Genomic DNA, 23,993 nt, shown 5'->3' on the forward strand with positions numbered 1-23,993 from the left:
TCCTCCGCCTGCCGCCCCCCCCCCGCCCGAAGCCCCTCTGGTCCGGGCCCTTCTGGGAGCAGGCAAGGGGGAGTGGGCCCGGGGGGTTTTGCGCTACGCCCTTCTGGAGCGGCCCACGGACTGGCCTGTCCTCGTCCCCCTCCTCTACGAGGCGGGAGCCTACCGGGAGGGGATCCGGGCTGCGGAGGGCACAGCTCTGGCCTACCCTAGGCCCTATCGGGAATGGATAGGGGGAGAAGCCGAGCGGTATGGCCTCGAGGCCGACCTCCTGTTCGCCCTCTTCCATGTGGAAAGCCGGTTTGACCCCTATGCCATAAGCCCCACGGGGGCTAAGGGCCTGGGCCAGTTCACCTGGGCGACCTGGCTGGATGTGGCCCGGATGCTGGGGGAGGTTCCGGGGGACCCCTTTGACCCGAGGACGAACATCCGCTACACCGCCCGCTACCTGGCCTGGCTTTATGAAAGGTGTGGGGCGTTCTCCGAACCCCTGAAGACCGCGTGTGCCCTCACCGCGTACAACGGGGGCATCGGCTACACCCTCGGGGGGGTAAGGCAGGAAGGGGATTTTTGGGCCTTTTTGTGGCGTCAGGCGCGGGAGGAACCCCGGGAGTACCTGGAGAAGGTCCTCCGGGCCTACGCCCACTACCGCGCGCTTTCTCAGTAACGGTACCACCTGGGGGTGAAGGCCCGGGCGGCCAGAACGCCGAACAAGAACCCCCCCAGGTGGGCCCAGAAGGCGATCCCGGGCACGCCCAAAAGGCCCTGGAGGAACTGTAAAAAGGCCCAGTAGCCGAGGTAGAACCCCGCGGGAAGGGCAAATGTGAAGGGCAGGATAAACCAGACCAGGGTGATGATATAGGCCCGGGGAAAGAGTAGGTAGTAGGCCCCGAGCACCGCGCTCACCGCCCCAGAGGCCCCGATCATGGGGACCTGGGAAAAGGGGGTGGCCAGGCCCTGGGCCAAGGCCGCCGCCACGCCCCCCAGAAGGTAAAAGAGGAGAAAGCGGCCGTGCCCCATCCGATCCTCCACGTTGTCCCCGAAGATCCATAAAAACCACATGTTGCCCAGGATGTGGAAGAGCCCGCCGTGGAGGAACATGCTGGTGAGAACCCGGTACCCCTCCTTGAAGGGGTCTTGGAAGAAGAGGCCGGGGATGAACCCGAAGGCCTGGATGACCTCCTGGGGGCCTAGGGCGTACTCGAGGAGGAAGGCCAGGGCGTTGGCGAGCACCAGGGCCTTGACCACCAAGGCCGGACGGCGGGCCCGGTTGAGGTCGTAAAGGGGGAACACCTCACCTCCCGGGGGTGCCGTTTTTGTGGTAGGGGAGGGGAACGTACTGGACGCTGGGCTTCCCTCCCTGGGGCTGAGGGTAGAGCTCCATGAGCTCATAGACCTCCTTGGGCATCCCTGTGGAGACGTTGAGCCCCAGGGCCCGGGCCTGGGCCGCGTCGATGGGGTAATCGTGGGTCCAGGTGCCCTGGGAAAGGAGATCCGCCACCTCCTCGGCCTTGTCTTCCGGCATGTGCTTTTTGAGCAGATTTTTCACCATGGCCTTGACCTGCCTCAGAGCCTTTTCCGCCATGTCCGCCAGAATGAGGGTCTGGTCGTCAATCTCGGCGATGGGCTTCTTTTCCAGCACCTTTAGGATGCTCGCTGCGGGGTACTGGCCAAGCTGCGGGTCCACGGGGCCCAGCACGGCGTTCTCGTCCATGACGATCTCATCCGCGGCCAGGGCGATCAGGGTGCCGCCGGACATGGCGTAGTGGGGCACGAAGACCGTGACCTTGGCTGAGTGGCGGAGGAGGGCCTCGGCAATCTGCTCCGCGGCCAGAACAAGCCCCCCCGGGGTGTGGAGGACTAGGTCGATGGGCACGTTTTTGTCCGTGAGGCGGATGGCCCGTAGGACCTGCTCGGAGTCGTCTATATTGATAAAGCGGCTGATGGGAATGCCTAAGAAGCTCACCGCCTCCTGGCGGTGGATCAGGGTAATGACCCGGCTTTGCCGCTTCCGCTCGAGTTCGTGAATTTTACGGGCCCGTGCCCCCAGAAGGGCCTGCTGTTGGAAATAGGGGGTGAGGGCAGAGAGGATGAAGAAAAGCCAGAAAAGCTGGAAAAAGATGTCCATTCCTACCTCCTCGCCTCTAGTTTAGCGGGCTTTTCCCTAGGGCCCTCGAGGAGCCTATACACCTCGGGGGCGAAGCGGATGAGGACCGCTCCCAAAGGGATGGAGACCAAAACCAAGAAGAGCGCCACCTGGGCCACCAAAGGATAGCCCTGCTTTAGGGCCAAGAGGCCCAAAACCAGGTTGAACTCTCCCCGTGGAACGAGGCACAGCCCCGCGTAGACCCGGCGCTTCCGGCCTAGGCCCGCGGCCTTTCCCCCTTGGAGGTTGAGGGGGAGTTTGAGAAGGAGGCCCAGGGCGGCCCCGAGGATGGCCAAAGGGGAGGGCTCCTGCAAAAGCGCCAAGGCGGAGGCCCCCACCACCATGAAAAAGAGCGCCACCCCCAGGTCCCTTATGGGCCCAAAGAGGTGTTCCAGCCGTTCCCGCAGGCCTAGGCTGGCCGCGATCACCCCGCTTAAAAAAGCCCCCACCCCTTCAGAGGCTCCTAAGGCGTGGAAGAGGAGGGCAGATCCCGTGGTGAAGGAGGCTCCGAGGAGGAGGACAAGCTCGTCTGAAAGGGTTCCCATAAACTGGACGAGGGGTGGGCCCAGGTAGCGGGCGAGGAGGAGGTAGGCCAGGACCAGAAGGAGGCTGAGGAAGAAGCCGGCCCCCTGCCCCCCCAGAAAGGCCAGGAGGAGGGCCACCACCAGGTCCTCCAGGACCAAAACCCCCAGGACCACCTCGCTTTCCGGGTTGGCCGCCCGGTGCAGGTCGATGATGAGCTTGACAATGACGGCGCTGCTTGAGGCGTAGACGACCCCGGCGAAAAGGAGGCTCCCCCTCAGGTCAAGCCCCAGGAAAAGGCCCAGGAGAACCCCTAAGGGAAGGGCTAAAGCATCCCAGAGGCCCGCCCGGGTGGCTTTGCCGGATAGGGCTTGGAGCCGGTCGGGCCCGAACTCCAGGCCCACGGAGAAGAGGAGGAGGAGAAACCCCAAGGAGGGGAGGGGCTCGAGGGCCTCCGTGGGCAGCCTTTCCCCCACTAAAAGCCCCGTGAGGAGGTAGACGGGCAGGGGCGGGAAGCCGAGGCGGTGGACCAGGGCCGCCCCCAGGGCCAGAAGCCCCGCGGCGATGGCAAAGGCCTCCACCGAGGGGTGCATCAGCCCTTCCCCAGGCCCCGTTTGAAGGCCTCGATCGCCTCCCGGCTTCCCGCCAGGACCAGGGTGTCCCCCGCCTCCAAGAGGGCTTCCGGGGGAGGGTTGGGGATCAGGGGGGCCCCAGGCCGGTCCAGGGCCAGGAGGTGGGCCCCCGGGGGCAGAGGCAACTCCCCCACCCGCCTGCCCACCCAGGGGGAGCCTGGTGGGATGGGAATCCATTCAAAGACCTGGGCTCCAAGCTTGCTCTGGGTGTCCCCCACGGCTTCCGGATGGAAGAGGACTCCGGCCAGGATGGCCCCGAGCTCCCGCGCCTCCTCGTCCGTGAGGTCCAGGGCCGCCGTGGGCTCATCGTCTTCCCCCTTTTCGTAGTACTGGAGCTCCCGTTTGCCCGAGTTGTGGACCACCACCACCAGGCGGTCTCCGCTTTGGACCTCAATGGTGAACTTCCGCCCCACGCCCGGCAGGACGACCTCTTCCACCTTCATTCCTTCCTCCCAGGGCTGAAGCGTATGGCCAGGCTCCGGCCCAAGACCAGGGCCAGGATCCCCAAGGACCAGAGGAAGACCTCCAGGCCCGAAAGCTTCTCTGCAAAAAGCGCCAGAAGAAGCTCCCGCAAGGCCAGGGCCACCCCCACCTCCAGAAGGACCTCGAGGCGCACCCTATCGAACTCAAAGTACTCCACAAAGGCCCGGGCGAGCTCCAGGATGATGACCAGGGAAAGGGTGTTGGTGATGAGGTTCTTCAGCCCAAGCCGCACCGTGGGCTCGGTGAGGGTGAGGCCCAGGTCTAAAAAGGTCCGGACCGAGCCCACAAAAAGCCCGATGAGAAGGGCCAGGATAACCAGGTTAAAGACCAGCTGGAGGCCCAGCCGGAAGAGGCGGATGAGCTGGGTCTGGGTCATAGGAGCAGATCAAACACCTTTCTGGCGCGCTCGTGGTGCTCCGCATCGGGGTTTTTCACCGTAGGGTCCAGCTCCCGGATGACCCGGGCGTAGGCCACCACCAGCGCCCCCGCCCGTTCGGGCAGGAGGGCCCGGACGTCCTCGGAGACCTCGAGGTCCAAAGGCGGCAGGGCGGCCAGGGCCTCGAGGACGGGTTTGAGCTCCAAGGATACCCCCATCTTTCGGAACGTATGGAGGGTTTCCTGAAGCCCCTTGGTCACGGGGAGGTCGGGCTCGAAGACGATATCCCGGCCGTTGTATTTGGCGTTCCTCTCCGCCACCACGAGGAGGTCATACACCTTGTTTCTCAGGAAGTCCGAAAGCCTTTTCAGGTCGTCCTTGTCCACGTCCAAGCCGGCCGCTTCCCGGAAGAGGCGCTCAAACTCGGCGACTTTCATCAGCATCGCCCGCTTCCTTACTCCACCGGGATCTGGACCGCTTTGGCCTCGGCTTTTTCCCGGGGGATCTCCACCTCGAGAACCCCGTTTTTCAGCCTTGCCTTCACCCCCTCGGCCTTGGCATCCGGAGGCAGGAGGTACTGACGGAAGATGCGGCCGTAGACGATCTCCGCCAGGTGCTTCTTCCGCTTTTCCTCCCGCCTTTCCCCTTCCACCACCAGATAGGGCCCCTCCAGCCGCACCTGAAGGTGATCCTTGTCCATACCCGGGACCTCCACCCGCAGAAGGTAGCGGTCCTCCTCCTCCACAAGCTCGGAGAGAGGCTCGATCGCCTCGCCTGGCTCAAAGGCCCGCTCCAAAGCTTCCTCTACCGCCTTGCGCAGGCGCAGCTTCCCAAAAGGCCAGATTTTCTCCAGCATATTCCCTCCTTGGGCCCAGGCCGCGGGGAAAGACCCCGCGGCCTGGGTCTAGCGGACGTTCCCGGTCTCGAGGTGGTGCTCCCGCAGATCAAAGACGCTGTACTCCCCTTCGGAAAGATCGCCTGGTACGAGGACGTAGGAGTGGCCCAAAAGCTCCTTCTTCTGCCCCCGGCCCGCCACGAAGGCCACCAGGGGGTTATGGGTTTTGATGAGCTCGGCCACCGCCTGGCTTCCCCCCTCGCCCAGGCCCTTGTGCGCCGGGTGGGTGTAGAAGAGGAAGATCTTGGGGTAGTCCTTGACCTCCCACAGGACCTTGAAACGGTACTCCGCCTCCCAGGCGGGGTAGCGGAGGGCTTCCTCCTCCTCCTTCTTCCCCTCGTCCACCACCTCCCCCCCCAGGCCGGCCACCAGGTAGGGCCCGCGGGCAAAGGCGAAGCTCCCGTGAACGTTTTTCATCTGGGGATGGATCAGCTCCACGTTGGCTGCCTCCCGCAGGTACTCCCAGACGGGGGCGTCCTGCGGCCCGGGGATGTAGTAGGTGGGCAGGTTGGCCTGGGCCAGAAGCCGGAGGAAGACCCCGTAGTCCCGGGTGTGGGCGCTTTTGGGGAAGAGGTTGCCGATGAGGATGAGGGCATCCGCGTCCGTTTCCGGGGCCAGCTGGACCAGTTTTTCCAAAGCTTCTAGGTCCCCCATGGGGTTAGAGGTGGCGAGGAGTTTCCGGATGGTTTTCCGCATACCCCACCTCCTCACTCCACCTGGACCTGGATCTTCTTGGGTCTGGTTTCCTCGGCCCGCGGAACCAGAAGGTGCAAGACCCCGTGCCGGAAGCGGGCCTGGACCCGGGAGAGGTCAAAGGAGTTGGGGACGTTGAAGCTCCGGGCGAAGGTGCCATAGGGGCCCTCGAGGCGGTGGTAGGTGGCCTGCTCCTTCTTTTCAAAGGGCCGCTCCGCCCGCACGGAGAGGACCCCTTCCTCCGCCGTCACCTCCACCCGCTCCGGCTCCACCCCGGGGAGGTAGACGTAAAGGTGAAGCCCCTCTTGGTCCTCCACCACGTCCACCGGCGGGGCGTAGACCCGGGGCCCCTGCTGGGCCTGGGGCGCGAAGGCCCGTGCCAACCTTTCCTGAAGTTCCTCCAGCTCCTTGAAGGGATCAAACCGGATCATGCCTCACCTCCTTTACCACCTCAAGAGCGCGGCCATCCCCCCGCGCTCAAGAAGCCTTCTTTGGGCCTCGCCGCGCACGAACTCCAGCTTGGCCGCATACCCTGCGGCGAGCTCGGGAAGGACCACCGCCAAAGGCTTTGCCTCTGGGTTCTCGCAGTAGGCCCTGGCCTCGGCCTCACCCGGGAAGTAGAGGCCATCACAGGCGTAGACCACCTGGTCCATCCGCCAGGGCAGAACCCACACCTCCACCCGGCCCTCCTGAAGCCTTTCTAGAACCTCTGGGCCAAAGGCGGCTTTGGGATAGGCCTCCTCGAGGCTCCTGAGGAGTTCCATCTCCTTTTCCCTTTCGATTCGCTCCAGCTCGGGTTCCAGGCGCTTTAAGACCTCGCCGGGGGTGGCGCCTGGGTGGGGCAAGGAGGGGAGAAGGGCCACCACCTCCTCCCATAGCCGCTTGGGCAGGTAGCCCAGGAAGAGCTTGGTGTGCTCCTCGGGACCCATGAGGACAAGCCGAGTGAAGCCCCGCACCTCAAAAAGCCTTTGGAGCTCATGGGCTAGGGCCTTGTAAAACCGCTCCTCCCAGGCCTCGAGGCGCTTGGCGAAGAGGTCCTGCCCCGCCCCGCCCCGGGCGATGCCCCCCAGGTTAAAGCGGCGGCCCGGGGCGTCTAAGGAAAGGCGCCGCCAGGCCTCGGTGTCCAGGGCTAAGAAGGCGTCGTGGACTTCCTCGATCTCCCCTAGGAAGACCTCGAAGACCCGCCACTTTTCCCGGTCCAGGTAGACCACCCCGTAGCGCTCGTACTCGTCTAGGGCATAGACCAAGGGCAGGAGGAAGGGCTCCCCGTAGTGGGCGAGGACCCCATCCACCAGGTATCGCTCTGACCTTTCGTCCAAGAAAGCGGTTTTAACTCTGCTTAAGAGGGGAAGCTCCACCTGGAGGAGGACCACCTCAAAGAGCCCATCCCCTGCGAAGAAGACCGCCGTCTTGGCCTCGAGGACCTGGTGCCGCAGGATCTCCAAGGTCTTTTCCGCGATCGCCTCGGGCACCCTAAGGGCCTTCAGGGCATCCTTGGCCCGGAGGGCATAGGCCCGGCCGGCGTTCTCCGGCTTGGCGGGGTTTGGGTCCACGTACAGGGACAGGATGGGGGCCTTCCTGGGGGCTACCGTTTCCTTGATGCGCTGGATGGCCGCTTTGTCGATCATCGTTCACCTCCGCTACCCTAGAAGGGCCACCACCTGCCGGATGGCCTCCTGGTTTTCCTTTTCCTCTTGGCCGATCCGGGTAAAGAGGGTCTCGAGCTCGGGGTCAGGAAGGGTGCTTTCCAGGTAGAGGGCCCGGTCAAACCCCTCGGAGGAAAGGAGCTCCAAAAGTCCCTCCCAAGAATCGGCCTCCGGCGGAGGGGGCGGCGGAATGGGGAGGCCCCGCTTCCGCATGGCCTCGGCCAGGGCCTCCGCATGGGCCCGCTCCCGCTTGGCCACCGCCTCGAGGCGGGCCCTCAGGTGGGGGTAGGGGATACGCCTGGCCGCCTCCTCCGCGCGCAGGGCGTCTTTGAGCTCGTCCAGATAGGCTTGAGCAAGAAGCTCGGCCAGGGTCATCCTTTCCCTCCTTAGGCTTCTACCCGGGCGGGGACCTGGAAGAGGAGGCCCAAGGGCCCCGCGTCCACCACCACCCGGTCCCCCTCCTTCACCTCCCCGGCCAGGATCTTCTTGGCCAGGGGGGTTTCCAGCTCCCGCTGGATGACCCGCCTAAGCGGCCGGGCGCCGAAGACCGGATCGTAGCCCCGCTCGGCTAGGAAGTCCTTGGCCGCCTCAGTGAGCTCCAGGCTGATGTGCTTCTCCGCGAGGCGCGTCCGGAGGTTTTTGAGCTGGATCTCCACGATCTCGCGGATCTGGGCCCGCTCCAGGGGCCGGAAGACCACGATCTCGTCCAGCCGGTTCAGGAACTCGGGGCGGAAGTGCTTTTGGAGCACTTCAAAGACCCGGTCCCGGATCCGGTCATAGGGCTCGCCCCGCTGGATCCCCTCCAGGATAAGGGGGCTACCCAGGTTGGAGGTCAGGATGATGACGGTGTTGCGGAAATCCACGGTGCGGCCGTGGCTGTCGGTGAGCCGGCCGTCGTCCAGGATCTGGAGGAGGATGTTGAAGACATCGGGGTGGGCCTTTTCGATCTCGTCAAAGAGGATGACGCTGTAGGGCCGGCGCCTGACCGCCTCGGTGAGCTGCCCTCCCTCCTCGTACCCCACATACCCAGGTGGGGCCCCGATGAGCCGGGAGACCGCGTGCTTTTCCATGTATTCCGTCATGTCGATGCGGATCATGGCCTCCTCGGTGTCGAACAGGGTGGCCGCCAGGGTCTTGGCGAGCTCCGTCTTTCCCACCCCCGTGGGCCCCAGGAAGAGGAAGCTCCCGATGGGCCGGTTCGGGTCCTTGAGGCCGGCCCGGGCCCGGCGGATGGCGTCCGCCACCGCCCTTATGGCCTCGTCCTGGCCCACCACCCGCTTGTGAAGCTCGTCTTCCAGGCGCAAAAGCTTCTCCCGCTCTCCCTCCAAGAGCTTGGAGACCGGGATGCCGGTCCAGCGGGAGACGATCTCCGCGATGTCCTCCTCCGTCACCTCGAGCCGGACGAACCGGGCCGTCTTGAGTTCACCTGAAAGGCGCTCCACCTCCGCCTCGAGGCGGGGGAGCTCCCCGTAGCGGAGCTCGGCGGCCCGGTTCAGGTCGTACTGCCGCTCCGCGAGCTCGATCGCGCGCCGCACCTCATCCAGGCGGTGCTGGGCCTCCCGGAGCCTCCCGAGGACCTCCCGCTCCTTCTCCCACTCGGTTCTGAGGGACTGGATCTCCCTTTCCAATTCCTGAAGTTCTTTTTCGATGGCCTCGAGGCGGGCCAGGGAGTCGGGGTCCTTCTCCTTTTTAAGGGCCTCCCGCTCGATCTCCAGCTGGAGCTTTTTCCGTTCCAGGGTGTCGATCTCTTCCGGAGCGCTTTCCAAGGCCATGCGAAGCCGGGCCGCCGCCTCGTCGATCAGGTCGATGGCCTTGTCGGGGAGGCGCCTTTCCGTGATGTACCGGTGGGAAAGGACGGCCGCAGCCACCAGCGCGGGGTCGGAGATGCGCACCCCGTGGTGGACCTCGTACTTTTCCTTGATCCCCCGGAGGATGGAGATGGTCTCCTCCACGGTGGGCTCGTCTACGTAGACCGGCTGGAACCGCCGCTCTAAAGCGGGGTCCTTCTCGATCTCCCGGTACTCGTCCAAGGTGGTGGCCCCGATGAGCCGGAGCTCCCCCCGGGCCAGGGCGGGCTTGAGCATGTTGCCCGCGTCCACCGCGCCCTCGGCCTTACCCGCTCCCACCACGGTGTGGAGCTCGTCGATAAAGAGGATGATCTCCCCTTGGGACTGGACCACCTCCTGGATCACGGCCTTGAGCCGCTCTTCAAACTCGCCCCGGTACTTGGCCCCGGCGAGGAGGGAGCCCATCTGTAAGGAGATGATCCGCTTGCCCTTCAGGCCTTCGGGGACGTCCCCCTTGACGATCCGCTGGGCCAGCCCTTCCACGATGGCGGTCTTTCCCACCCCCGGTTCTCCAATCAGGACGGGGTTGTTCTTGGTCCGGCGCAGGAGGATCTGGACCGTGCGCCGGATCTCCTCGTCCCGGCCGATCACCGGGTCCAGCTTCCCTTCTGCGGCAAGCCGGGTCAGGTCAATCCCGTATTGTTCCAAAGCGTTAAAAGTGCCTTCCGCGTGTTCCGTCTGCACAGTCTTCCCTCCTCTTAGCTTGATTAAAGCGGCCTTTAAGGCCTCTAGGGGCGGCAGGCCCGGGGTGGCCTCCCCGAGGGCCAGGGCCAGGGTATCCAGGGCTACAAACCGGTCCTTGAGCTCCTCCATGAGGGCCTCGGCCCGGTTCAGCGCCCCGGAGAGCCTGGGGGTGAGGTACTGGCCGCCTTCCACCCCCTCCACCTTGGGCAGGCGGGCCAGCTCGCCGGTGGTCCAGCGCTTCAGAGCCTGGAGGTCTGCCCCCGCTTCCTTAAGGAGCCTGGCCACAAGGCCGTTTTCGTCCTTCAAAAGGACCTGCCAAAGGTGGGGGAGATCGATCGCCTGGTGCTTCATCTCCCGCGCCAGGACCTGGCCTTGGGCCAGGGCCTCGCGGGCGGCTTGGGTCCAGCGTTCCAGGTTCATACCCTCCTCCCTCTAAATCTATCATGTCAATTGATATTAATTTTGTCAAGTGATTTGATTGAAACACTGTACTGAAGGGCCCGAAAACCCCCAGAGGGGGCCCAAGCCCCCCTCCGGGGCCCACGGGTTTTAGGGGTTTGGGTCGGCCTGGGGTAAGCTTCCTATCTGCCCTCGAGGATCTCCACCACCAAAGCGGCCCCGATCAGGTTGGCCCCGAGTTCCTTCCGGATCCGCTCCGCCTTGGCCATGCGCAATAGGTCCTGGCGGCGGAAGTACCAGAGCCCTTCCACCTCCAGGGGCTCTACGAACCCGATTTCCACATAGGCCCTGACCGCGCCAAGGGAAAGGCCATACTCGGGGAGGGCCTCGAGGCCCATGAACTCGCTAGGCACGAGCATGCTTCACCCCTTCCGCGAGCTTTTTCCAAAGGGCCTCCTCCTCCGGGGTGAGGCGCTCGGGGATGGTGATGCGGACCTCCAGGTACATATCCCCCCTGCCTCCCCTTCCCGGCCAGCCCTTTCCCCTTAGGCGCAGCCTCCGCCCCGCCTGGGTCCTCGGGGGGATGGTAACCTCCACCGGGCCGTCCAGGGTGGGGGCCCGGACGGTCCCTCCCACCACCGCGATGGGGGCGGGGACGTCCAAGGTGGCGTGGATGTTCTGGCCCTCCAGGCGGAAGATGGGGTGGGGCAGGTGCCGGACGACGAGGAGGAGGTCCCCCGGGGGGTTCCCAGACCCCAGGCCCGGCACCCGCAGGATCGCCCCGTCCTCCACCCCGGGGGGAATCTCCACGGTGACGCTTCTGACCCCTACCTGGACCGTCCGTCGGCCGCCCCGGTAGGCTTCCTCGAGGGAAAGGGGGAGTTCGGCCCGGAGGTCCCGCCCCCGCCTGGGCCTATTCCCGAAAAGGCCAGCTCCGAAGAGGCTTTGGAAGAAGTCCGAGAAGTCCTCCACCTCGAACTCGGAGAAGTCCCAGCCACCAGGGGGTGGGGGCGGTGGGGCCTGGGTGGTCCCGTACTGGTCGTAGATCCTCCGCTTCTCCGGGTCGGAGAGGACGGCGTAGGCCTCGTTGATCTCCTTGAACCGCTCCTCGGCCTCTGGGCTTTTGTTCACATCGGGGTGGTACTGGCGGGGGAGCCGTTTGTAGGCCCGTTTGATCTCCTCCTGGGTCGCGTTTCTGGGAACGCCCAAGATGGCGTAGTAGTCCTTCATGGCCTACTTCACACCCTATTCCTCGCCCTTGGTCTCGCCCACGGCCACCCGGGCGGGCCGGACCAGGGCTTCCCCTTTTCGGAAGCCCTTCTGGAAGACCCGGGCCACCTTCCCCGGCTCCCCCTCCAGCACGCCGATGGCCTCGTGGCACCTGGGGTCAAAGGCCGACCCCTCCCCCGGGACCTCCTCCACCCCAAGCCCGGCCAGGATGCGGTAAAACCCATCCCGGACCGCCTGAACCCCCTTGCGGATGGCGCCCGGGTCGGCCTCGGCGAACTCCAACGCCCGCTCCAGATCGTCCAAAACGGGAAGGAGGGCCCGGAGCACCCTTAGGGCCCCCTCCTCCTCCCGCGCTCTCATCTCGGCCTCCACCCGCTTGCGGTAGTTGTCAAAATCGGCGAGGAGGCGGAGGTACTGGTCCTTCAGGGCTTTGACCTCCCCTTGGGCCTTGGTGAGCTCCTCTTCCAGGCGCGCCACCTCCTGGCCCAAGGCGGCCCTGTCCTGCAGGGGCTCTGCCTTTTCGTCCATTCTGGCCTCGGTGGGTTTCTCCTCCATGCTTCCCTCCAAGCCCCCCGCCGGGCCCCGGGGCCCGGCGGGGGAGGGTCCTTACTCCGCGGGCTTGTAGTCCGTATCCACCACGTCGCCCGGCTTAGGCCCTGTGGCGGTGCCTTCGTAGGCCTGGACCGCCTGGAGGAGTTCCTCCGTGGCCCGGCGGAGCTCCGCGTCCGGCGCATCCTTTTCCACCAGCTCCCTGGCCTTGCGGATGGCCTCCTCGAGGCGGGCCTTGGCCTCAGGGCTGCCTTCCTTCTCGCTCAGAACCCGCTCCGCCTGGATACGGGCGGTGTCCAGGGCGTTCTTGAGCTCCGCGTGCTCCTTGCGTCGGCGGTCCTCCTCCGCGTACCGCTTGGCCTCCTCGATCATCCGCTGGATCTCCTCCTCGGACAGGGTGGTGGTGTTCTGGATGGTGATGGAGGCCTCCTTGCCCGTGGAGCGCTCCTTGGCGGTCACGTGGAGGATACCGTTGGCGTCGATGTCAAAGCAGACCTCGATCTGCGGAACCCCCGCGGGCATGGGGGGGATGCCCTCCAAGCGGAACCGGCCCAGGCTTTTGTTGTCCTGCGCCATGGGCCGCTCACCCTGGAGGACGTGGATCTCCACCGCGGTCTGGTTGTGCTCGGCGGTGGTGAAGATCTCGCACTTCCGGGTGGGGATGGTGGTGTTCCGGGGGATGAGGACGGTCATCACCCCGCCCTTGGTCTCCACCCCGAGGGATAGGGGGGTGACGTCCAGAAGGACCACGTCCCGCACCTCCCCCATCAGCACCCCCCCCTGGATGGCCGCCCCGATGGCCACCGCCTCGTCGGGGTTCACCGAACGGTTGGGCTCCTTGCCCAAAAGCTCATTCACCACCCGCTGGACCGCGGGCACCCGGGTGGCCCCGCCCACCAGGATGACCTCGTCGATCTGGCCCGGGGAAAGCCCTGCGTCCTTAAGGGCCTGCTCCACCGGGCCCCGAAGGCGGCGGAGGAGGGGGTCGATGAGCTCCTCGAACTTGGAGCGGGTGAGCTTCTTCTCCAGGTGGAGGGGGGTCTTGCTGGCGGGGTCCAGGGCGATGAAGGGCAGGCTGATGGTGGTCTCCAGGGTGCTGGAGAGTTCGATCTTGGCCTTTTCTGCGGCCTCGATGAGGCGCTGCAGGGCCTGGGGGTCCTTCCTTAGGTCCACCCCGTACTCCTTTTGGAACTCCTCCGCCACCCAGTTCACGATGGCGTGGTCCATGTCGCTTCCGCCCAGGTGGGTGTCCCCGGAGGTGGACTTGACCTCGAAGACCCCCTCCCCGATCTCCAGCACCGTCACGTCGAACGTTCCACCCCCCAGGTCGAAGACGAGGACGGTCTCATTTCCCTTCTTGTCCAGCCCGTAGGCCAAGGCGGCGGCGGTGGGCTCGTTGATGATGCGCAGCACCTCCAGGCCCGCAATCCGGCCCGCGTTGGCCGTGGCCTCCCGCTGGGCGTTGTTGAAGTAGGCGGGAACGGTGATCACCGCTTTGGTGATCCTTTCGCCCAGCTTTTTGGAAGCGTCCTCCACCAGCTTTCTCAGGATGAAGGCGCTGATCTCCTCGGGGGTGTAGAGCTTCCCCCCCACCTCGATCCGCACCCCGCCGTCCGGCCCGGGGAGGACCTTGTAGGGGACCCGCTTGGCCTCCTCCCGGACCTCCTCAAACCGGCGCCCGATGAAGCGCTTGACCTCGAAGACCGTGCCCAGGGGGTTCAAGACCGCCTGCCGCTTAGCCAGGCGCCCCACCAGGACCTCCCCGTCCTTGAAGGCCACCACGCTGGGGGTGGTCCTTTCCCCTTCCGCATTCTCCAAAACCACGGGCTTTCCGCCCTCCATCACCGCGATCACGCTGTTGGTGGTTCCCAGGTCAATCCCGACGGCCTTGGCCATACTTCACCTCGAGGCCCATCCTAGTCCCTTGGCCTGGTTATGTCAAGGCATATGAGTGTAGTTTTATCAATTGATGGGCGGGGCCGGGTCTGTGCCCCCGGCTACCCTGAACGGTTCCCTTCGGTGTACCCTAGGGATAGATGAGCCGGATACCCTTTAACTTCATCGTCCTGGTGATGGGCGTCCTGCTCCTGGCCTGGGCCATCAGCCTGGCCGGGACGGGGAGCGGCGGGGGTGGGGTGGGCTACGCCACCTTTCTCGAGGACCTGAAGGCGGGCCGGGTCCAGGAGGTGCGGATCCGGGCGGGGGATCTCCGGCTCCAGGGCACCTTGTCGGACGGTTCCACCTTCACCACTTACCTTCCGAGCCCTCCGGACCCCGCCACCCTCGAGGCCTGGGTCCGGCAGGGGGTGCGGGTCCAGGTGGACCCACCGGGAGGGAACTCCCCCGCGGGTTTCCTCTGGCCCCTGCTGCTTGTGGGCCTCCTTTTTGCCGCCTTTTTCTACTTCTCGCGGGGGATGCGGCAAGGGCCGTCGGACTCCGCCTTCAGCTTCACCAAAAGCCGGGCGAGGGTCCTGACCGAGGCCCCCAAGGTGACCTTTAAGGACGTGGCGGGGGCGGAGGAGGCGAAGGAGGAGCTCAAGGAGGTTGTGGAGTTCTTAAAGAACCCGGGTCGGTTTCACGAGCTTGGGGCCCGGATTCCCAAAGGGGTGCTCCTCGTGGGCCCGCCGGGGGTGGGGAAGACCCACATCGCCCGGGCGGTGGCGGGGGAGGCCAAAGTGCCCTTCATCACCGCCTCGGGCTCGGATTTTGTGGAGATGTTCGTGGGTGTGGGGGCGGCGCGGGTGCGGGACCTGTTTGAGACGGCCAAGCGCCACGCCCCCTGCATTGTGTTTATTGACGAGATTGACGCGGTGGGCCGGCGACGCGGGAGCGGTGTGGGGGGCGGGAACGATGAGCGGGAGCAGACGCTGAACCAGCTTTTGGTGGAGCTGGACGGGTTTGAGAAGGACTCCACGGTGATTGTGATGGCGGCGACCAACCGGCCGGATGTTTTGGACCCGGCGCTTTTAAGGCCGGGCCGGTTTGACCGGCAGGTGGCGATAGACGCTCCGGATGTCAAAGGGCGGGAGCAGATCCTGCGCATTCACGCCCGGGGGAAGCCTCTTGCTGAGGATGTGGACCTGGCGCTTGTGGCGAAGCGGACGCCGGGGTTTGTGGGGGCGGATTTGGAGAATCTTTTGAACGAGGCGGCGCTTTTGGCGGCCCGGGAGGGGCGGCGGAAGATCACCATGAAGGACCTGGAGGAGGCGGCGGACCGGGTGATGATGGGGCCTGCCAAGAAGAGCCTGGTGATCTCCCCGCGCGACCGGGAGGTGACCGCCTACCACGAGGCGGGGCACGCCCTGGCCGCCCACTTCCTCGAGCACGCGGACGGGGTGCACAAGGTGACCATTGTGCCTCGGGGCCGCGCCCTGGGCTTCATGATGCCCAGGCGGGAGGAGATGCTTCACTGGACCAGGAGGCGGCTTCTGGACCAGATTGCGGTGGCTTTGGCTGGGCGTGCTTCGGAGGAGCTGGTGTTTGGGGATGTGACCACGGGGGCGGAGAACGATTTCCGTCAGGCCACGGAGCTCGCCCGGCGGATGATCACCGAGTGGGGGATGCATCCGGAGTTTGGCCCGGTGGCTTACGCGGTGCGGGAGGACACGTACCTTGGGGGGTACGATGTGCGGCAGTACTCGGAGGAGACGGCCCGGCGGATCGACGAGGCGGTGCGTGGGCTGATTGAGGAGCAGTATGCCCGGGTCAAGGCCCTTTTGTTGGAGAGGCGTGAGGTGTTGGAGCGGGTGGCGCAGGCCCTTTTGGATCGGGAGACCCTGACTGCGGAGGAGTTCAGGCGGGTGGTGGAGGGTCTGCCTTTGGAAGCGGAGGAGGAGAAAAAGGAGAAGGAGCCCCCCCGCATCATCCCCAAGGCCCGGCCGGGGCTGGGGGGGGTTTAAAAACGAAAACCCCGGGGAGGACCCCCCGGGGGGAAGGGAAGCCCTATTTCTTCACCTTGTCCTTCAAGGCCTTGCCCGGCTTGAAGGCGGGGTACTGCGTGGCGGGGATCTTGATCTTCTCCTTGGTGCCGGGCTTTACACCGGTGCGGGCCTTGCGCTTGCGCACCTCGAAGGTGCCGAAGCCGGTGAGCTGCACCTTGTTCCCCGCCGCCAAGGCCTCTTCCACCCTGGCCAACAACGCGTCCACAATCGCCTTGGTGTCCTTCTTCTTCATACCGGTGGCGGCGGCCACTTGGTCCACCAGATCCGCTTTGGTTACCGTTTTCTTTGCAGCCATTTCTTCCCTCCTTTCGCTTTTCCCTTCCGCACGGAATATAGCACGCCTTTGTTAGGCTTCGCAATACCCCAGAGCTTTTCTTCATTTATTGTAAGCAACTATATCTAACTGAAGCTTTGCGTAGGACGGTAGGGGGGGTCTAGAAGTTCCGCTACCTTGGCCTCTATCTCCCGGTTCAGCCGAAGGAGGTCCTCGCGGGTGGGCCTCTCCTTTTTGGCCACGGGGATGGGGTCTCCGAAGACCACCCGGATAGGCCTCCGAAGCCGGATCGTCCGGGACCCCACAGGCAGGGCCTTCTCCGTCCCCATCACCGCCACGGGGACCACGGGGGTCCCGGTCCTCAAGGCGATGGCGGCCACCCCCGTCTTGAAGGGTTGGAGACGGCCGGTGCGGCTCCTTGTCCCCTCGGGAAAGATGCCGAAGGCAAGGCCTTTTTCCAGGGTGCGGAGGGCCCTTTTGACGGCGTTGAGGTCGCTTTCCCCTCGTTCCACGGGGATGGCGTAGACCCGGGGCAGAAGCCAGGAAAGGATGGGGAGGCGGAAGAGGTCCGCCCGGGCGAAAAAGCTGACCGGACGCCACACCCCGGCCCCCACGGCGATGGGGTCCAAGATGGAGAGGTGGTTGGCGGCCAGGATGACCGGTCCGGTTTTGGGGACATGTTCCTGTCCCTTCGCCGAGAAGCCGAAGAGGAGGTGGAGGAGAAAGCGGGCTAGAGCCCAAGCGAGCCGGTAGACCATGCCTCCACTCTAGCCTGGCTGGCCTCGAGGTGGGCAAGCCTCAAGGGTTCCGGGAGACGGTACCGGGTGGGAAGCCCCTTTACGAAGGTGAGCGCCTCCAGAAGCCCAACCCGGTGCCCGGGGGAGACGTAAAGGGGCCTCGCGCCCATTCGGCTCCGGTAGACATAGCCCAAAGGCCTGCCTTCCGGGCTTAAGAGGCGCACGGCGCTTCCCGCTTCCTGGGCCAGAAATCCTTCCGGCTTTCCATAGAGGAGGCTCTTGGCCACCCCCACGCTCGGCAGATCCAGGTTCACCCCCAGGTGGCTAGCGATGCCCAAGGAGCGGGGGTGGGCGATGCCCTGGCCGTCGACCAGAAGGGCCTCCGGAGCCTCAGGCAAAGCGGAAAGGGCCTCGAGGTAGGCGGGGGCTTCCCGGAAGGACAAAAACCCCGGGATGTAGGGGAAGAGCTCCTCTTCGGGAAGGAGGGCCCGGCCTACAAAGAGGGGACCCTTTTCCAGGTCGTAGAGCACCGCCACCGCAACCAGGGGTCCCCCTTTTTTGTGGGCGGCGTCCAGGGCGGCAATGCGCCGCACGCCTTCCAGGCTTCCCTCGAGGACCACCCGCCCCCTCAGGGCTTCCTGAATGGCCATGGCTTCCTGGAGGTTCTTGGGCTTGGGGAAGTCCTTCCTCAAGTTACCTCCCTCAGGCGGCTCAAGACCTCCTGGTCGCCTGGATCCACCCCGTAGAGCAGGGCCAGGTAGTAGGCGGTCCAGGCCAGGCGGTACCAGAGGGCCAGGGCCTGGGCCAAAGGGCTTGCCCCGTCCTCGGGTGGAGGGAGCTCGGCCACCGTGTCCACCCGGCTTTCTAGGATCTCCTTAGCCAGGCTCACCTCCGCCCCCCTTCCCAAAAGGACCGCCGCCAGGGGGTCCCCCTGCTCGTGCCGGGCCTCGAGGCCGGTGAGGAAGAACTCTAAGGCGGTGGGAGGGGGGGTAAGGGAGAGGCTTTTACCGATCCGGGCGAAGAGCCCCTGGGCCGCCTCGGCCAGCCCGGGATACCCGGGGGCGTAGAAGAGGGGGGTTCTTTCCAGGAGGGTAAAGGCCAGGAACTTGGCGGGGTTTTCCTCCAGGGGCACCTCTGGCCCCAGGCGCTTCCTTTCCTCGAGAAGGAGCCGGTCCACCTGGGAGAGGGCCTCCGCCTTTCCCATGGCCAGCAAGATGTAGCGGAGGTAGCGGTAGGGGTTCAAGGGGCTTGGGGGGAGCTCCACCCGGACGAGGCGGGCCTTGCCCGTCTCCGCCACCAGGCCCAGGGCCTGGGCCGCCCCCAGGTCGTACCCGCCTTCCAGAAGGAACTGCGTCCCTTCCTCCGTCCACTCGGGAAGGCCTAGAAGCCGCCCCACCCACCAGGCCTCCCCGTAGGCCAGAAGCCCATAGGGGCCCGGAAGTGAAGCCTTTCCCTCCTGGGTGTCGGCGGGGGTGGGGCCGGAGCCCACCAGGTCGCGCAGCTCCACCGCCAGCCCCTTCCGGTCCACCAGGTAGGTTTCCTCTTTGTCCAGGTCGCGCATCCTCCCCATGGTACCTTAAGTTTCGTGGTCTTCGCCCATCCAAAACCGGTGGAAAGGGTCTGGGGTGGAAGCCGGCTGGGGTTTGGGGAAAGGGTGGGGGAGGTCTGGCTTCTGGAGGAGCCCCTCCTCATCAAGCTGATCGATCCTGCGGACTGGCTTTCCGTCCAGGTCCACCCCCCGGATGCCTACGCTTTGGCCCGGGAGAAGAGGCCTGGCAAGACGGAGGCGTGGTACGTCCTTGCGGAAGGGGAGATCGTCTATGGCTTTAACCGCCCGGTAACCCGGGAGGAGGTGCGGGAAAGAGCCCAGACCGGAGCCTTGGACGAGGTGTTGAACCGGCTTTGGGTGCGGAAGGGAGAGGTGGTGTACATCCCCGCGGGGACGGTCCACGCCCTAGGCCCGGGGACGATGGTCTACGAGGTCCAACAGCCCTCCGACCTTACCTACCGGATCTACGACTACGGCCGGCCCAGGGAGCTCCACCTGGAAAAGGCCCTCGAGGTGGCCATCCTGGAGCCCACCCCCCTGCCCCGTTTTGAGCCGCTGCGCCGGGGGGGTGGGGTCCGGCTCATGGCCTGCCCCTATTTCGCCCTTTACCGCTATGACCTAAGGGGTCCGCTTCACTTGGAGGCGGAAAAGCCCTTAGCCCTCACCCTTCTTGAAGGGGAGGCGGTTCTTTCTGGCCCTGGGGGTCCGAAGCCCCTTCGCTTTCCGGACACCGTCCTTCTGGAGACAGGGGAGGAGGCAAGGCTGGAAGGGGAGGGGGTTTTCCTCGGGGCCAGCCTCACAGATTCCACCCCCCCGCCACCTCGAGGACCTGCCCCGTGAGGTAGCGGCTTTCGTCCTTAACAAAGAAGAGCACCGCCTGCGCGATCTCCTCGAGGAGGGCCAGCCGGCCCATGGGGATCTCGCCGATGGGCTTGGAGACCGAGTTTTCCGCCACACCGGGGGCCACCACGTTGGCGGTGATGTTCATCCCCGCAAGCCGCTTGGCCAGGGCTTTGGTGTACAGGATAACCCCGGTTTTGGCGATGACATAGGGGGTGATATGGGGCCGGGCCAGGAGGTTCTGCGCCCCCGCGTAGCCTAGGTTGACGATCCGCCCGTACCCCTGGGCCATCATCCGGGGCAGGGCGGCCTGGGTGACCAGAAAGGTGGAGGTGAGGTTGGAGTCCAGGATCCAGCGCCACTCCTCAAAGGAGACCTGCTCTATGGGTTTATGAAGGTAGTCCCCCACGTTGTTCACCAGGACCCCGATTCCCCCTAGGTGGAAGGCCACCTCCTCCACCAAAGAGGCGGCTTCCTCGGGGACCGTGAGGTCGGCCCGCACCTTGATGGCCTTCACCCCAAGGGCCTCCGCCTCCTTCCGGGTGGCCTCGGCCAGCTCCTCGGAGCTCCGGTAGTGCACAGCCACCTGGAACCCCTCCCGGGCTAGGGTCAGGAGGATGGCCCGGCCAATCCCCTTGGCGCTTCCGGTGACCAGGGCCGTCCTCATCCCTTACTCCGGCCTAAGTGGGCGAGGAGAAGGGCTCGGGTGAAGGTGTTCAAGGGGTAGTCCAGGCCCTTTTCCGCCTCCACCCAGGCCCACTCCAGGATCTCCTCTCCCTTTTGCACCTCTCCCTCACCCTTGGCAAAGTAGTTCACCAGCAGAAAATGGGCCGGACGGTGGAACTCCGGGCTATAGATGGCCTCTTGGAGGAGGGCAAAGCGGATTTCGTGCAGGACGAGCCCCACCTCCTCCAGGACCTCCCGCCTAAGGGCTTCCTCGAGGCTTTCCCCAAGCCGGACCTTTCCCCCAGGCACCCCCCAAAGCCCCCGCCACTTGGTGGTCTTCACCAGGAGGACCCGGCCTTCCTGCTCGATCAGGGCCCCTACCGTGGGGATGGGATGCTCCTTTGGATGCGCCATACGTAGACTCCCCCAAGATACACGGGGAGGAGGAGCAAAAACAGGAGGTAGGCCCGGAGCTGGCCGAAGGCGAGGAAGACCCCGAGGAAGAAGAGGTGGGTGGTGAGGCCGAAGTTCACCACGCTGGCCACGGCCGCCTCGTCCCAGAACCGCAAGGGGTCTAGGCCAAGCCGGCGCACCAGGCCCTCTTCCAGGCCCCGGACCAGTCGGTCCTGGGGGGCGTAGACCCAGGCGTAAAGCCCCCGGAAAAGGGAGAGCCAGAAGGAGGGGGAGTCTTGGACCTGGGGGCGGAAGGGCTCGCCCCTCGCCTTCCGGTAGAGGTACTCCAGGTTGAAGTCCCAGGCCTGGGTCAGGGTGAAGACCAAAAACCCCAGGAGGACGAGAAACCCTTCCCCCTCCCGCAGATAAAGGGCGAAGAAGAGGGCGGCGTTGCCCAGAAAGTCCATGCCCGAGTCCAGGTACCGGCCGAGCTCGCTCTCCTCGCCTCTTAAGCGGGCGAGCTGGCCGTCCGCGTTGTCCAGGATGGTCTTGAGCTGAAGGAGCAAGGCGGCCCCCAGGTCCTTATGCAAAACGATCCAGAAGGCGGCGAGAACGGTGAGGAGGGTGTGGAGGAGGACCAGGTGCGGGGGGCGGACGGGGGTAAAGAGGAGGAGCCGGACCACAAGGTGGGCCAAGGGGCGATAGAAGAGGGTGTTTAGAAACTCCTGGACGGGCCTGTTCTTTCCTCCCGGCACCATCAATCTCGAATCCTTTCCAGGATCCAGGCCACCACCTCCTCCACCGTCATCCCGGTGGTGTCCAAGACCAAGGCATCCGGGGCGGGGAGGCTTTGCGCCTGGTCCAGGGTGTCCCTTTGCAGGAGGTCTTGGAGGACTTCCTCGTAGGCCTGGGGCCGCTCTAGAGTCCTTCTCCTTGCCCGCACCTCGGGGCTTGCCGTGAGGTAGAACTTGTACCTGGCCTCGGGGAAGACCACCCGGCCCATGTCCCGCCCCTCGGCCACGAAGGGAGGGGGGACCTCCTTAAGCCGCCGGTTCACCCATTCGCGCACCCCGGGGAGCCGGGCCACCTGGGAGACCACGCGGTCGATCTCTTGGGTGTGGAGCGCCTCCGTCCGGTCCTGGCCGTCTATAAGGACCCGGTTTCCCAAAGGGTCTGGGACGAGGCGGATGGAACGCGCCTCGAGGCTTTTGAGGAGCGCCCCTTCCTCAATACCCTCCTTTTGGTGCTCGCTTCGCGAAAGGGCCAGAAGGGCCGCGGCCCGGTAGAGGAGGCCGCTGGAGAGGTAGGGGATTCCCAGGGCCCGGGCGAGCCTCTTCGCCACCGTGCTCTTTCCCGAGGCGGAAGGGCCGTCTAGGGTGATGATTTCATCCGGACGCATAGAGCCTTTGGAGGTCTTCAAAAAATCCAGGGTAGCTGATGGTGGCCCACTCCGCCTCCTTCACCTCTACCCCCAGGGGCAGGCCCGCCACCGCGAAGGCCATGGCGATCCGGTGGTCGTGGAAAGGGGCCACCACCACCGGCTTGGCCCCGGGCTGCACCCCGCCTTTAATCCGGAGCCAGTCCGGCCCCTCCTCCACCTCCACCCCCAGGGCGCGCAGGTTGTGGGCAATGGCCCGCACCCGGTCTGATTCCTTGACCCGGAGCTCGGACAGGCCCGGGATGAAGGTCTCCCCTTCGGCCCAGGCGGCGGCGGCGGCCAAAGCGGGGACCTCGTCCACCATCTGCGGGATGAGGCCGGGGTCCACCTCCACACCCTTTAGCGCGCTGCTTTGGGCGGTGATGACCCCCACGGCCTCCCCCCCCTGGTCCTCCAAAACCTCCCACTTGATCCTTGCCCCCATTTTCTCTAAGACGGTGAGGAGCCCCGTCCGGGTGGGGTTGAGCCCCACGCCTTCCACCCGGAGCTCGGAGCCCGGCGTGATGAGGGCCGCCACCAGGAAGAAGGCGGCGCTGGAGAAGTCCCCGGGTACGGTGAGGTCCCGCGCGGGGAAGGGGCCGGTTTTCCAGGTGCGGATGCGGTTGCCCTCCACCTCGAGGGGCAGGCCGAAGTAGCGGAAAAGCCTCTCCGTATGGTCCCGGGTGGGGATGGGTTCCACCACCTCCGTGACCCCTTCCGCGAAAAGCCCCGCCAGGAGAAGGGCGCTTTTCACCTGGGCGCTGGGGACGGGAAGGGTGTAGGAGATCCCCCTAAGCTCCCCGCCCCGGAGGGCCAAAGGCGCATACCGGCCCCCCTCCCGTCCGTCGATCCGGGCCCCCATGGCCCGTAGGGGGATGGAAACCCGGTCCATGGGCCTTCTGCGCAAGGAGGCATCCCCGGTGAGGACGAAAAACCCCTCCTGTCCTGCGAGAAGGCCCAGACCGAGCCGCATCAGGGTGCCCGCGTTCTGGCAGTCCAGGACGTCCTCGGGCTCCTTCAGCCTAAGCCCAAGGCCTTGAACCCGGAGGTGGGGGCCTTCCTCGTGGATCTCCGCCCCCAGGGCCTGCATGGCGCGAAGGGTGGCCAGGGTGTCCCCGGACTTTAGGGGATAAAGAAGCCGTCCTTCCCCTTCGGCCAGGCTGAGGAGCATCAGCCCCCGGTGGGTCACCGACTTGTCCCCGGGGACCCGGAGGCTTCCCCTCAGGGCCTTCGCGGGTGGTAGAAAGAGGTCCATATGGGGGATTATAGAGGGGTGGACGTGCTGAATCAGCCCGAACCCCATTACTTTGAAAAGATGCGCCTGGTGGCCGAGGTCCTCAAGGCCGTGGAGGGGCCCATCTACGTGGTGACCCACGTGGACCCCGATGGGGATGCCATTGGAAGCTCCCTGGGCCTTTACCGGGCGCTTAAGGCCCTGGGCAAGGATGTCCGCTGGGTGGCCACCCCGCCCCGCTTCCTCCGCTTCCTCGCCAAGGAGGAGGAGTACGCCGACCCTGTGGAGAAGCTCCCCCCAGGTTCCACCCTGGTGGTCCTGGACGCGGCCGAGCCCTCCCGGGCCGTGGGGGCCCCGGTGGAGGGGTTTGTCATCAACATCGACCACCACGGGACCAACCCCCGCTTCGGCCAGATTGCCGTGGTGGACCCTTCCAAGGCGGCCACCGCCCAGATGGTGAAGGACCTGATCGACCTGATGGGGGTGGGGTGGACTGCGGAGATCGCCACCCCGGTGCTCACCGGCCTCATCACCGACACCGGAAACTTCCGCTTCGCCAACACCACCCCGGAGGTTTTGCGGGTGGCGGCGGAGCTCGTGGGCTACGGGGTCAAGCTTTCCGAGCTCACCGACCGGCTCCAGTGGCGCCCCCCCTCGTACTACAAGCTTATGGGGAAGGTGCTCTCCACCGTGGCGTTCCACTTTGGCGGGCTTCTCGTCACCGCCCATCTGCCCGCGGCTGCTTCCCCGTCAGGGGAACACCGAGCTGCTTCCCCGTTAGGGGAACACCGGGAGGCCCAGGCCGTTGCTTCTCGAAGGGAACAACAAGTTGCTTCCCGAAGG

29 protein-coding genes are annotated in these 23,993 nt (G+C 65.5%); 4 read left to right on the top strand and 25 right to left on the bottom strand.

Annotated features, from left to right (window positions below):
* Positions 1-664: lytic transglycosylase domain-containing protein (locus C4301_RS04845; protein ID WP_352413978.1), on the top strand; the 664-nt coding region annotated here is incomplete at its 5' end.
* Here C4301_RS04845 and C4301_RS04850 read toward each other — a convergent pair.
* The 16 genes from C4301_RS04850 to dnaK all read right to left on the bottom strand — a co-directional run bounded on the left by C4301_RS04850 (position 658) and on the right by dnaK (position 13,995).
* A complete protein-coding gene (locus C4301_RS04850) occupies positions 658-1,290 on the bottom strand; it encodes a rhomboid family intramembrane serine protease (RefSeq protein WP_352413979.1) in 633 nt (210 codons plus the stop codon). The genes C4301_RS04845 and C4301_RS04850 overlap by 7 nt on opposite strands.
* 1 nt (position 1,291) lies before the next feature.
* Entirely contained in the window at positions 1,292-2,125 is an 834-nt protein-coding gene (locus C4301_RS04855; RefSeq protein WP_352413980.1) for an SDH family Clp fold serine proteinase, read from the bottom strand.
* Between the two features lie 2 nt (positions 2,126-2,127).
* Positions 2,128-3,258, bottom strand: a complete 1,131-nt coding sequence (locus C4301_RS04860; protein ID WP_352413981.1) for a cation:proton antiporter — start codon at positions 3,256-3,258, stop codon at positions 2,128-2,130.
* Positions 3,258-3,740 (bottom strand): cation:proton antiporter regulatory subunit, encoded by a 483-nt coding sequence (locus C4301_RS04865; protein WP_352413982.1) that lies wholly within the window; start codon positions 3,738-3,740, stop codon positions 3,258-3,260. The genes C4301_RS04860 and C4301_RS04865 overlap by 1 nt, the downstream gene beginning before the upstream one ends.
* Complete coding sequence (locus C4301_RS04870) at positions 3,737-4,156, bottom strand: phosphate-starvation-inducible PsiE family protein (RefSeq protein WP_352413983.1); 420 nt, start codon at positions 4,154-4,156, stop codon at positions 3,737-3,739. The genes C4301_RS04865 and C4301_RS04870 overlap by 4 nt, the downstream gene beginning before the upstream one ends.
* Positions 4,153-4,599 carry a DUF1931 family protein gene (locus C4301_RS04875; protein ID WP_352413984.1) on the bottom strand — a complete coding sequence of 149 codons (447 nt, stop codon included), beginning with the start codon at positions 4,597-4,599 and terminating at the stop codon, positions 4,153-4,155. Before C4301_RS04875 ends, C4301_RS04870 begins: the two co-directional genes overlap by 4 nt.
* 11 nt (positions 4,600-4,610) lie before the next feature.
* A complete protein-coding gene (locus C4301_RS04880; RefSeq protein ID WP_352413985.1) occupies positions 4,611-5,012 on the bottom strand; it encodes an Hsp20/alpha crystallin family protein in 402 nt (133 codons plus the stop codon).
* Positions 5,013-5,060: 48 nt separating this feature from the next.
* A complete protein-coding gene (locus tag C4301_RS04885) occupies positions 5,061-5,747 on the bottom strand; it encodes a metallophosphoesterase family protein (RefSeq protein ID WP_352413986.1) in 687 nt (228 codons plus the stop codon).
* Positions 5,748-5,758: 11 nt separating this feature from the next.
* A complete protein-coding gene (locus tag C4301_RS04890) occupies positions 5,759-6,175 on the bottom strand; it encodes an Hsp20/alpha crystallin family protein (protein WP_352413987.1) in 417 nt (138 codons plus the stop codon).
* A gap of 12 nt (positions 6,176-6,187) precedes the next feature.
* Positions 6,188-7,372 (bottom strand): VLRF1 family aeRF1-type release factor, encoded by a 1,185-nt coding sequence (locus C4301_RS04895; RefSeq protein ID WP_352413988.1) that lies wholly within the window; start codon positions 7,370-7,372, stop codon positions 6,188-6,190.
* A gap of 12 nt (positions 7,373-7,384) precedes the next feature.
* Positions 7,385-7,765 carry a ferritin-like domain-containing protein gene (locus C4301_RS04900; protein WP_352413989.1) on the bottom strand — a complete coding sequence of 127 codons (381 nt, stop codon included), beginning with the start codon at positions 7,763-7,765 and terminating at the stop codon, positions 7,385-7,387.
* Positions 7,766-7,776: 11 nt separating this feature from the next.
* On the bottom strand, positions 7,777-10,341 hold the full coding sequence (gene clpB, locus C4301_RS04905) for an ATP-dependent chaperone ClpB (RefSeq protein WP_352413990.1): 2,565 nt from the start codon (positions 10,339-10,341) through the stop codon (positions 7,777-7,779).
* Positions 10,342-10,502: 161 nt separating this feature from the next.
* The gene (locus C4301_RS04910; protein WP_352413991.1) at positions 10,503-10,739 is read right to left on the bottom strand and encodes a chaperone modulator CbpM; all 237 of its coding nucleotides are present in this window, start codon (positions 10,737-10,739) and stop codon (positions 10,503-10,505) included.
* Positions 10,726-11,550 (bottom strand): DnaJ C-terminal domain-containing protein, encoded by an 825-nt coding sequence (locus C4301_RS04915; protein ID WP_352413992.1) that lies wholly within the window; start codon positions 11,548-11,550, stop codon positions 10,726-10,728. Before C4301_RS04915 ends, C4301_RS04910 begins: the two co-directional genes overlap by 14 nt.
* 15 nt (positions 11,551-11,565) lie before the next feature.
* Entirely contained in the window at positions 11,566-12,105 is a 540-nt protein-coding gene (locus C4301_RS04920) for a nucleotide exchange factor GrpE (protein WP_503012392.1), read from the bottom strand.
* 51 nt (positions 12,106-12,156) lie between these two features.
* A complete protein-coding gene (gene dnaK / locus C4301_RS04925) occupies positions 12,157-13,995 on the bottom strand; it encodes a molecular chaperone DnaK (protein ID WP_352413993.1) in 1,839 nt (612 codons plus the stop codon).
* A gap of 140 nt (positions 13,996-14,135) precedes the next feature.
* Between dnaK and ftsH the strand changes: the two genes are divergently transcribed.
* On the top strand, positions 14,136-15,998 hold the full coding sequence (gene ftsH, locus C4301_RS04930; protein ID WP_352413994.1) for an ATP-dependent zinc metalloprotease FtsH: 1,863 nt from the start codon (positions 14,136-14,138) through the stop codon (positions 15,996-15,998).
* Between the two features lie 43 nt (positions 15,999-16,041).
* Here the strand turns inward: ftsH and C4301_RS04935 are convergent, their stop codons facing one another.
* The 4 genes from C4301_RS04935 to C4301_RS04950 form a co-directional block, all read right to left on the bottom strand.
* Entirely contained in the window at positions 16,042-16,374 is a 333-nt protein-coding gene (locus tag C4301_RS04935) for an HU family DNA-binding protein (protein ID WP_352414003.1), read from the bottom strand.
* Positions 16,375-16,439: 65 nt separating this feature from the next.
* On the bottom strand, positions 16,440-17,072 hold the full coding sequence (locus C4301_RS04940) for a lysophospholipid acyltransferase family protein (protein ID WP_352413995.1): 633 nt from the start codon (positions 17,070-17,072) through the stop codon (positions 16,440-16,442).
* The gene (locus C4301_RS04945; RefSeq protein ID WP_352414004.1) at positions 17,045-17,701 is read right to left on the bottom strand and encodes an endonuclease V; all 657 of its coding nucleotides are present in this window, start codon (positions 17,699-17,701) and stop codon (positions 17,045-17,047) included. The genes C4301_RS04940 and C4301_RS04945 overlap by 28 nt, the downstream gene beginning before the upstream one ends.
* Positions 17,702-17,739: 38 nt before the next feature.
* The gene (locus tag C4301_RS04950) at positions 17,740-18,612 is read right to left on the bottom strand and encodes an SIS domain-containing protein (RefSeq protein WP_352413996.1); all 873 of its coding nucleotides are present in this window, start codon (positions 18,610-18,612) and stop codon (positions 17,740-17,742) included.
* A gap of 48 nt (positions 18,613-18,660) precedes the next feature.
* Between C4301_RS04950 and C4301_RS04955 the strand changes: the two genes are divergently transcribed.
* Positions 18,661-19,440 carry a class I mannose-6-phosphate isomerase gene (locus C4301_RS04955; protein WP_352413997.1) on the top strand — a complete coding sequence of 260 codons (780 nt, stop codon included), beginning with the start codon at positions 18,661-18,663 and terminating at the stop codon, positions 19,438-19,440.
* Here C4301_RS04955 and tmpR read toward each other — a convergent pair.
* The 5 genes from tmpR to aroA are packed head-to-tail and all read right to left on the bottom strand — an operon-like array spanning position 19,397 to position 23,171.
* Positions 19,397-20,107 carry a bifunctional dihydropteridine reductase/dihydrofolate reductase TmpR gene (tmpR, locus tag C4301_RS04960; protein ID WP_352413998.1) on the bottom strand — a complete coding sequence of 237 codons (711 nt, stop codon included), beginning with the start codon at positions 20,105-20,107 and terminating at the stop codon, positions 19,397-19,399. The genes C4301_RS04955 and tmpR overlap by 44 nt on opposite strands.
* Complete coding sequence (locus C4301_RS04965; RefSeq protein ID WP_352413999.1) at positions 20,104-20,520, bottom strand: NUDIX domain-containing protein; 417 nt, start codon at positions 20,518-20,520, stop codon at positions 20,104-20,106. Before C4301_RS04965 ends, tmpR begins: the two co-directional genes overlap by 4 nt.
* Entirely contained in the window at positions 20,484-21,257 is a 774-nt protein-coding gene (locus C4301_RS04970; RefSeq protein ID WP_352414005.1) for a CDP-alcohol phosphatidyltransferase family protein, read from the bottom strand. Before C4301_RS04970 ends, C4301_RS04965 begins: the two co-directional genes overlap by 37 nt.
* Positions 21,257-21,898, bottom strand: coding sequence for a (d)CMP kinase (cmk, locus tag C4301_RS04975; RefSeq protein ID WP_352414000.1), 642 nt, complete (start codon positions 21,896-21,898; stop codon positions 21,257-21,259). The genes C4301_RS04970 and cmk overlap by 1 nt, the downstream gene beginning before the upstream one ends.
* The gene (gene aroA, locus C4301_RS04980) at positions 21,885-23,171 is read right to left on the bottom strand and encodes a 3-phosphoshikimate 1-carboxyvinyltransferase (protein WP_352414001.1); all 1,287 of its coding nucleotides are present in this window, start codon (positions 23,169-23,171) and stop codon (positions 21,885-21,887) included. Before aroA ends, cmk begins: the two co-directional genes overlap by 14 nt.
* Here aroA and C4301_RS04985 point away from each other — a divergent pair.
* A partial coding sequence (locus tag C4301_RS04985) for a DHH family phosphoesterase (RefSeq protein ID WP_503012393.1) occupies positions 23,172-23,993 on the top strand: 822 nt, incomplete at its 3' end.

Origin of the sequence: Thermus sp. (assembly GCF_040290245.1) — a bacterium.
Taxonomy (GTDB): Bacteria; Deinococcota; Deinococci; order Deinococcales; family Thermaceae; genus Thermus_A.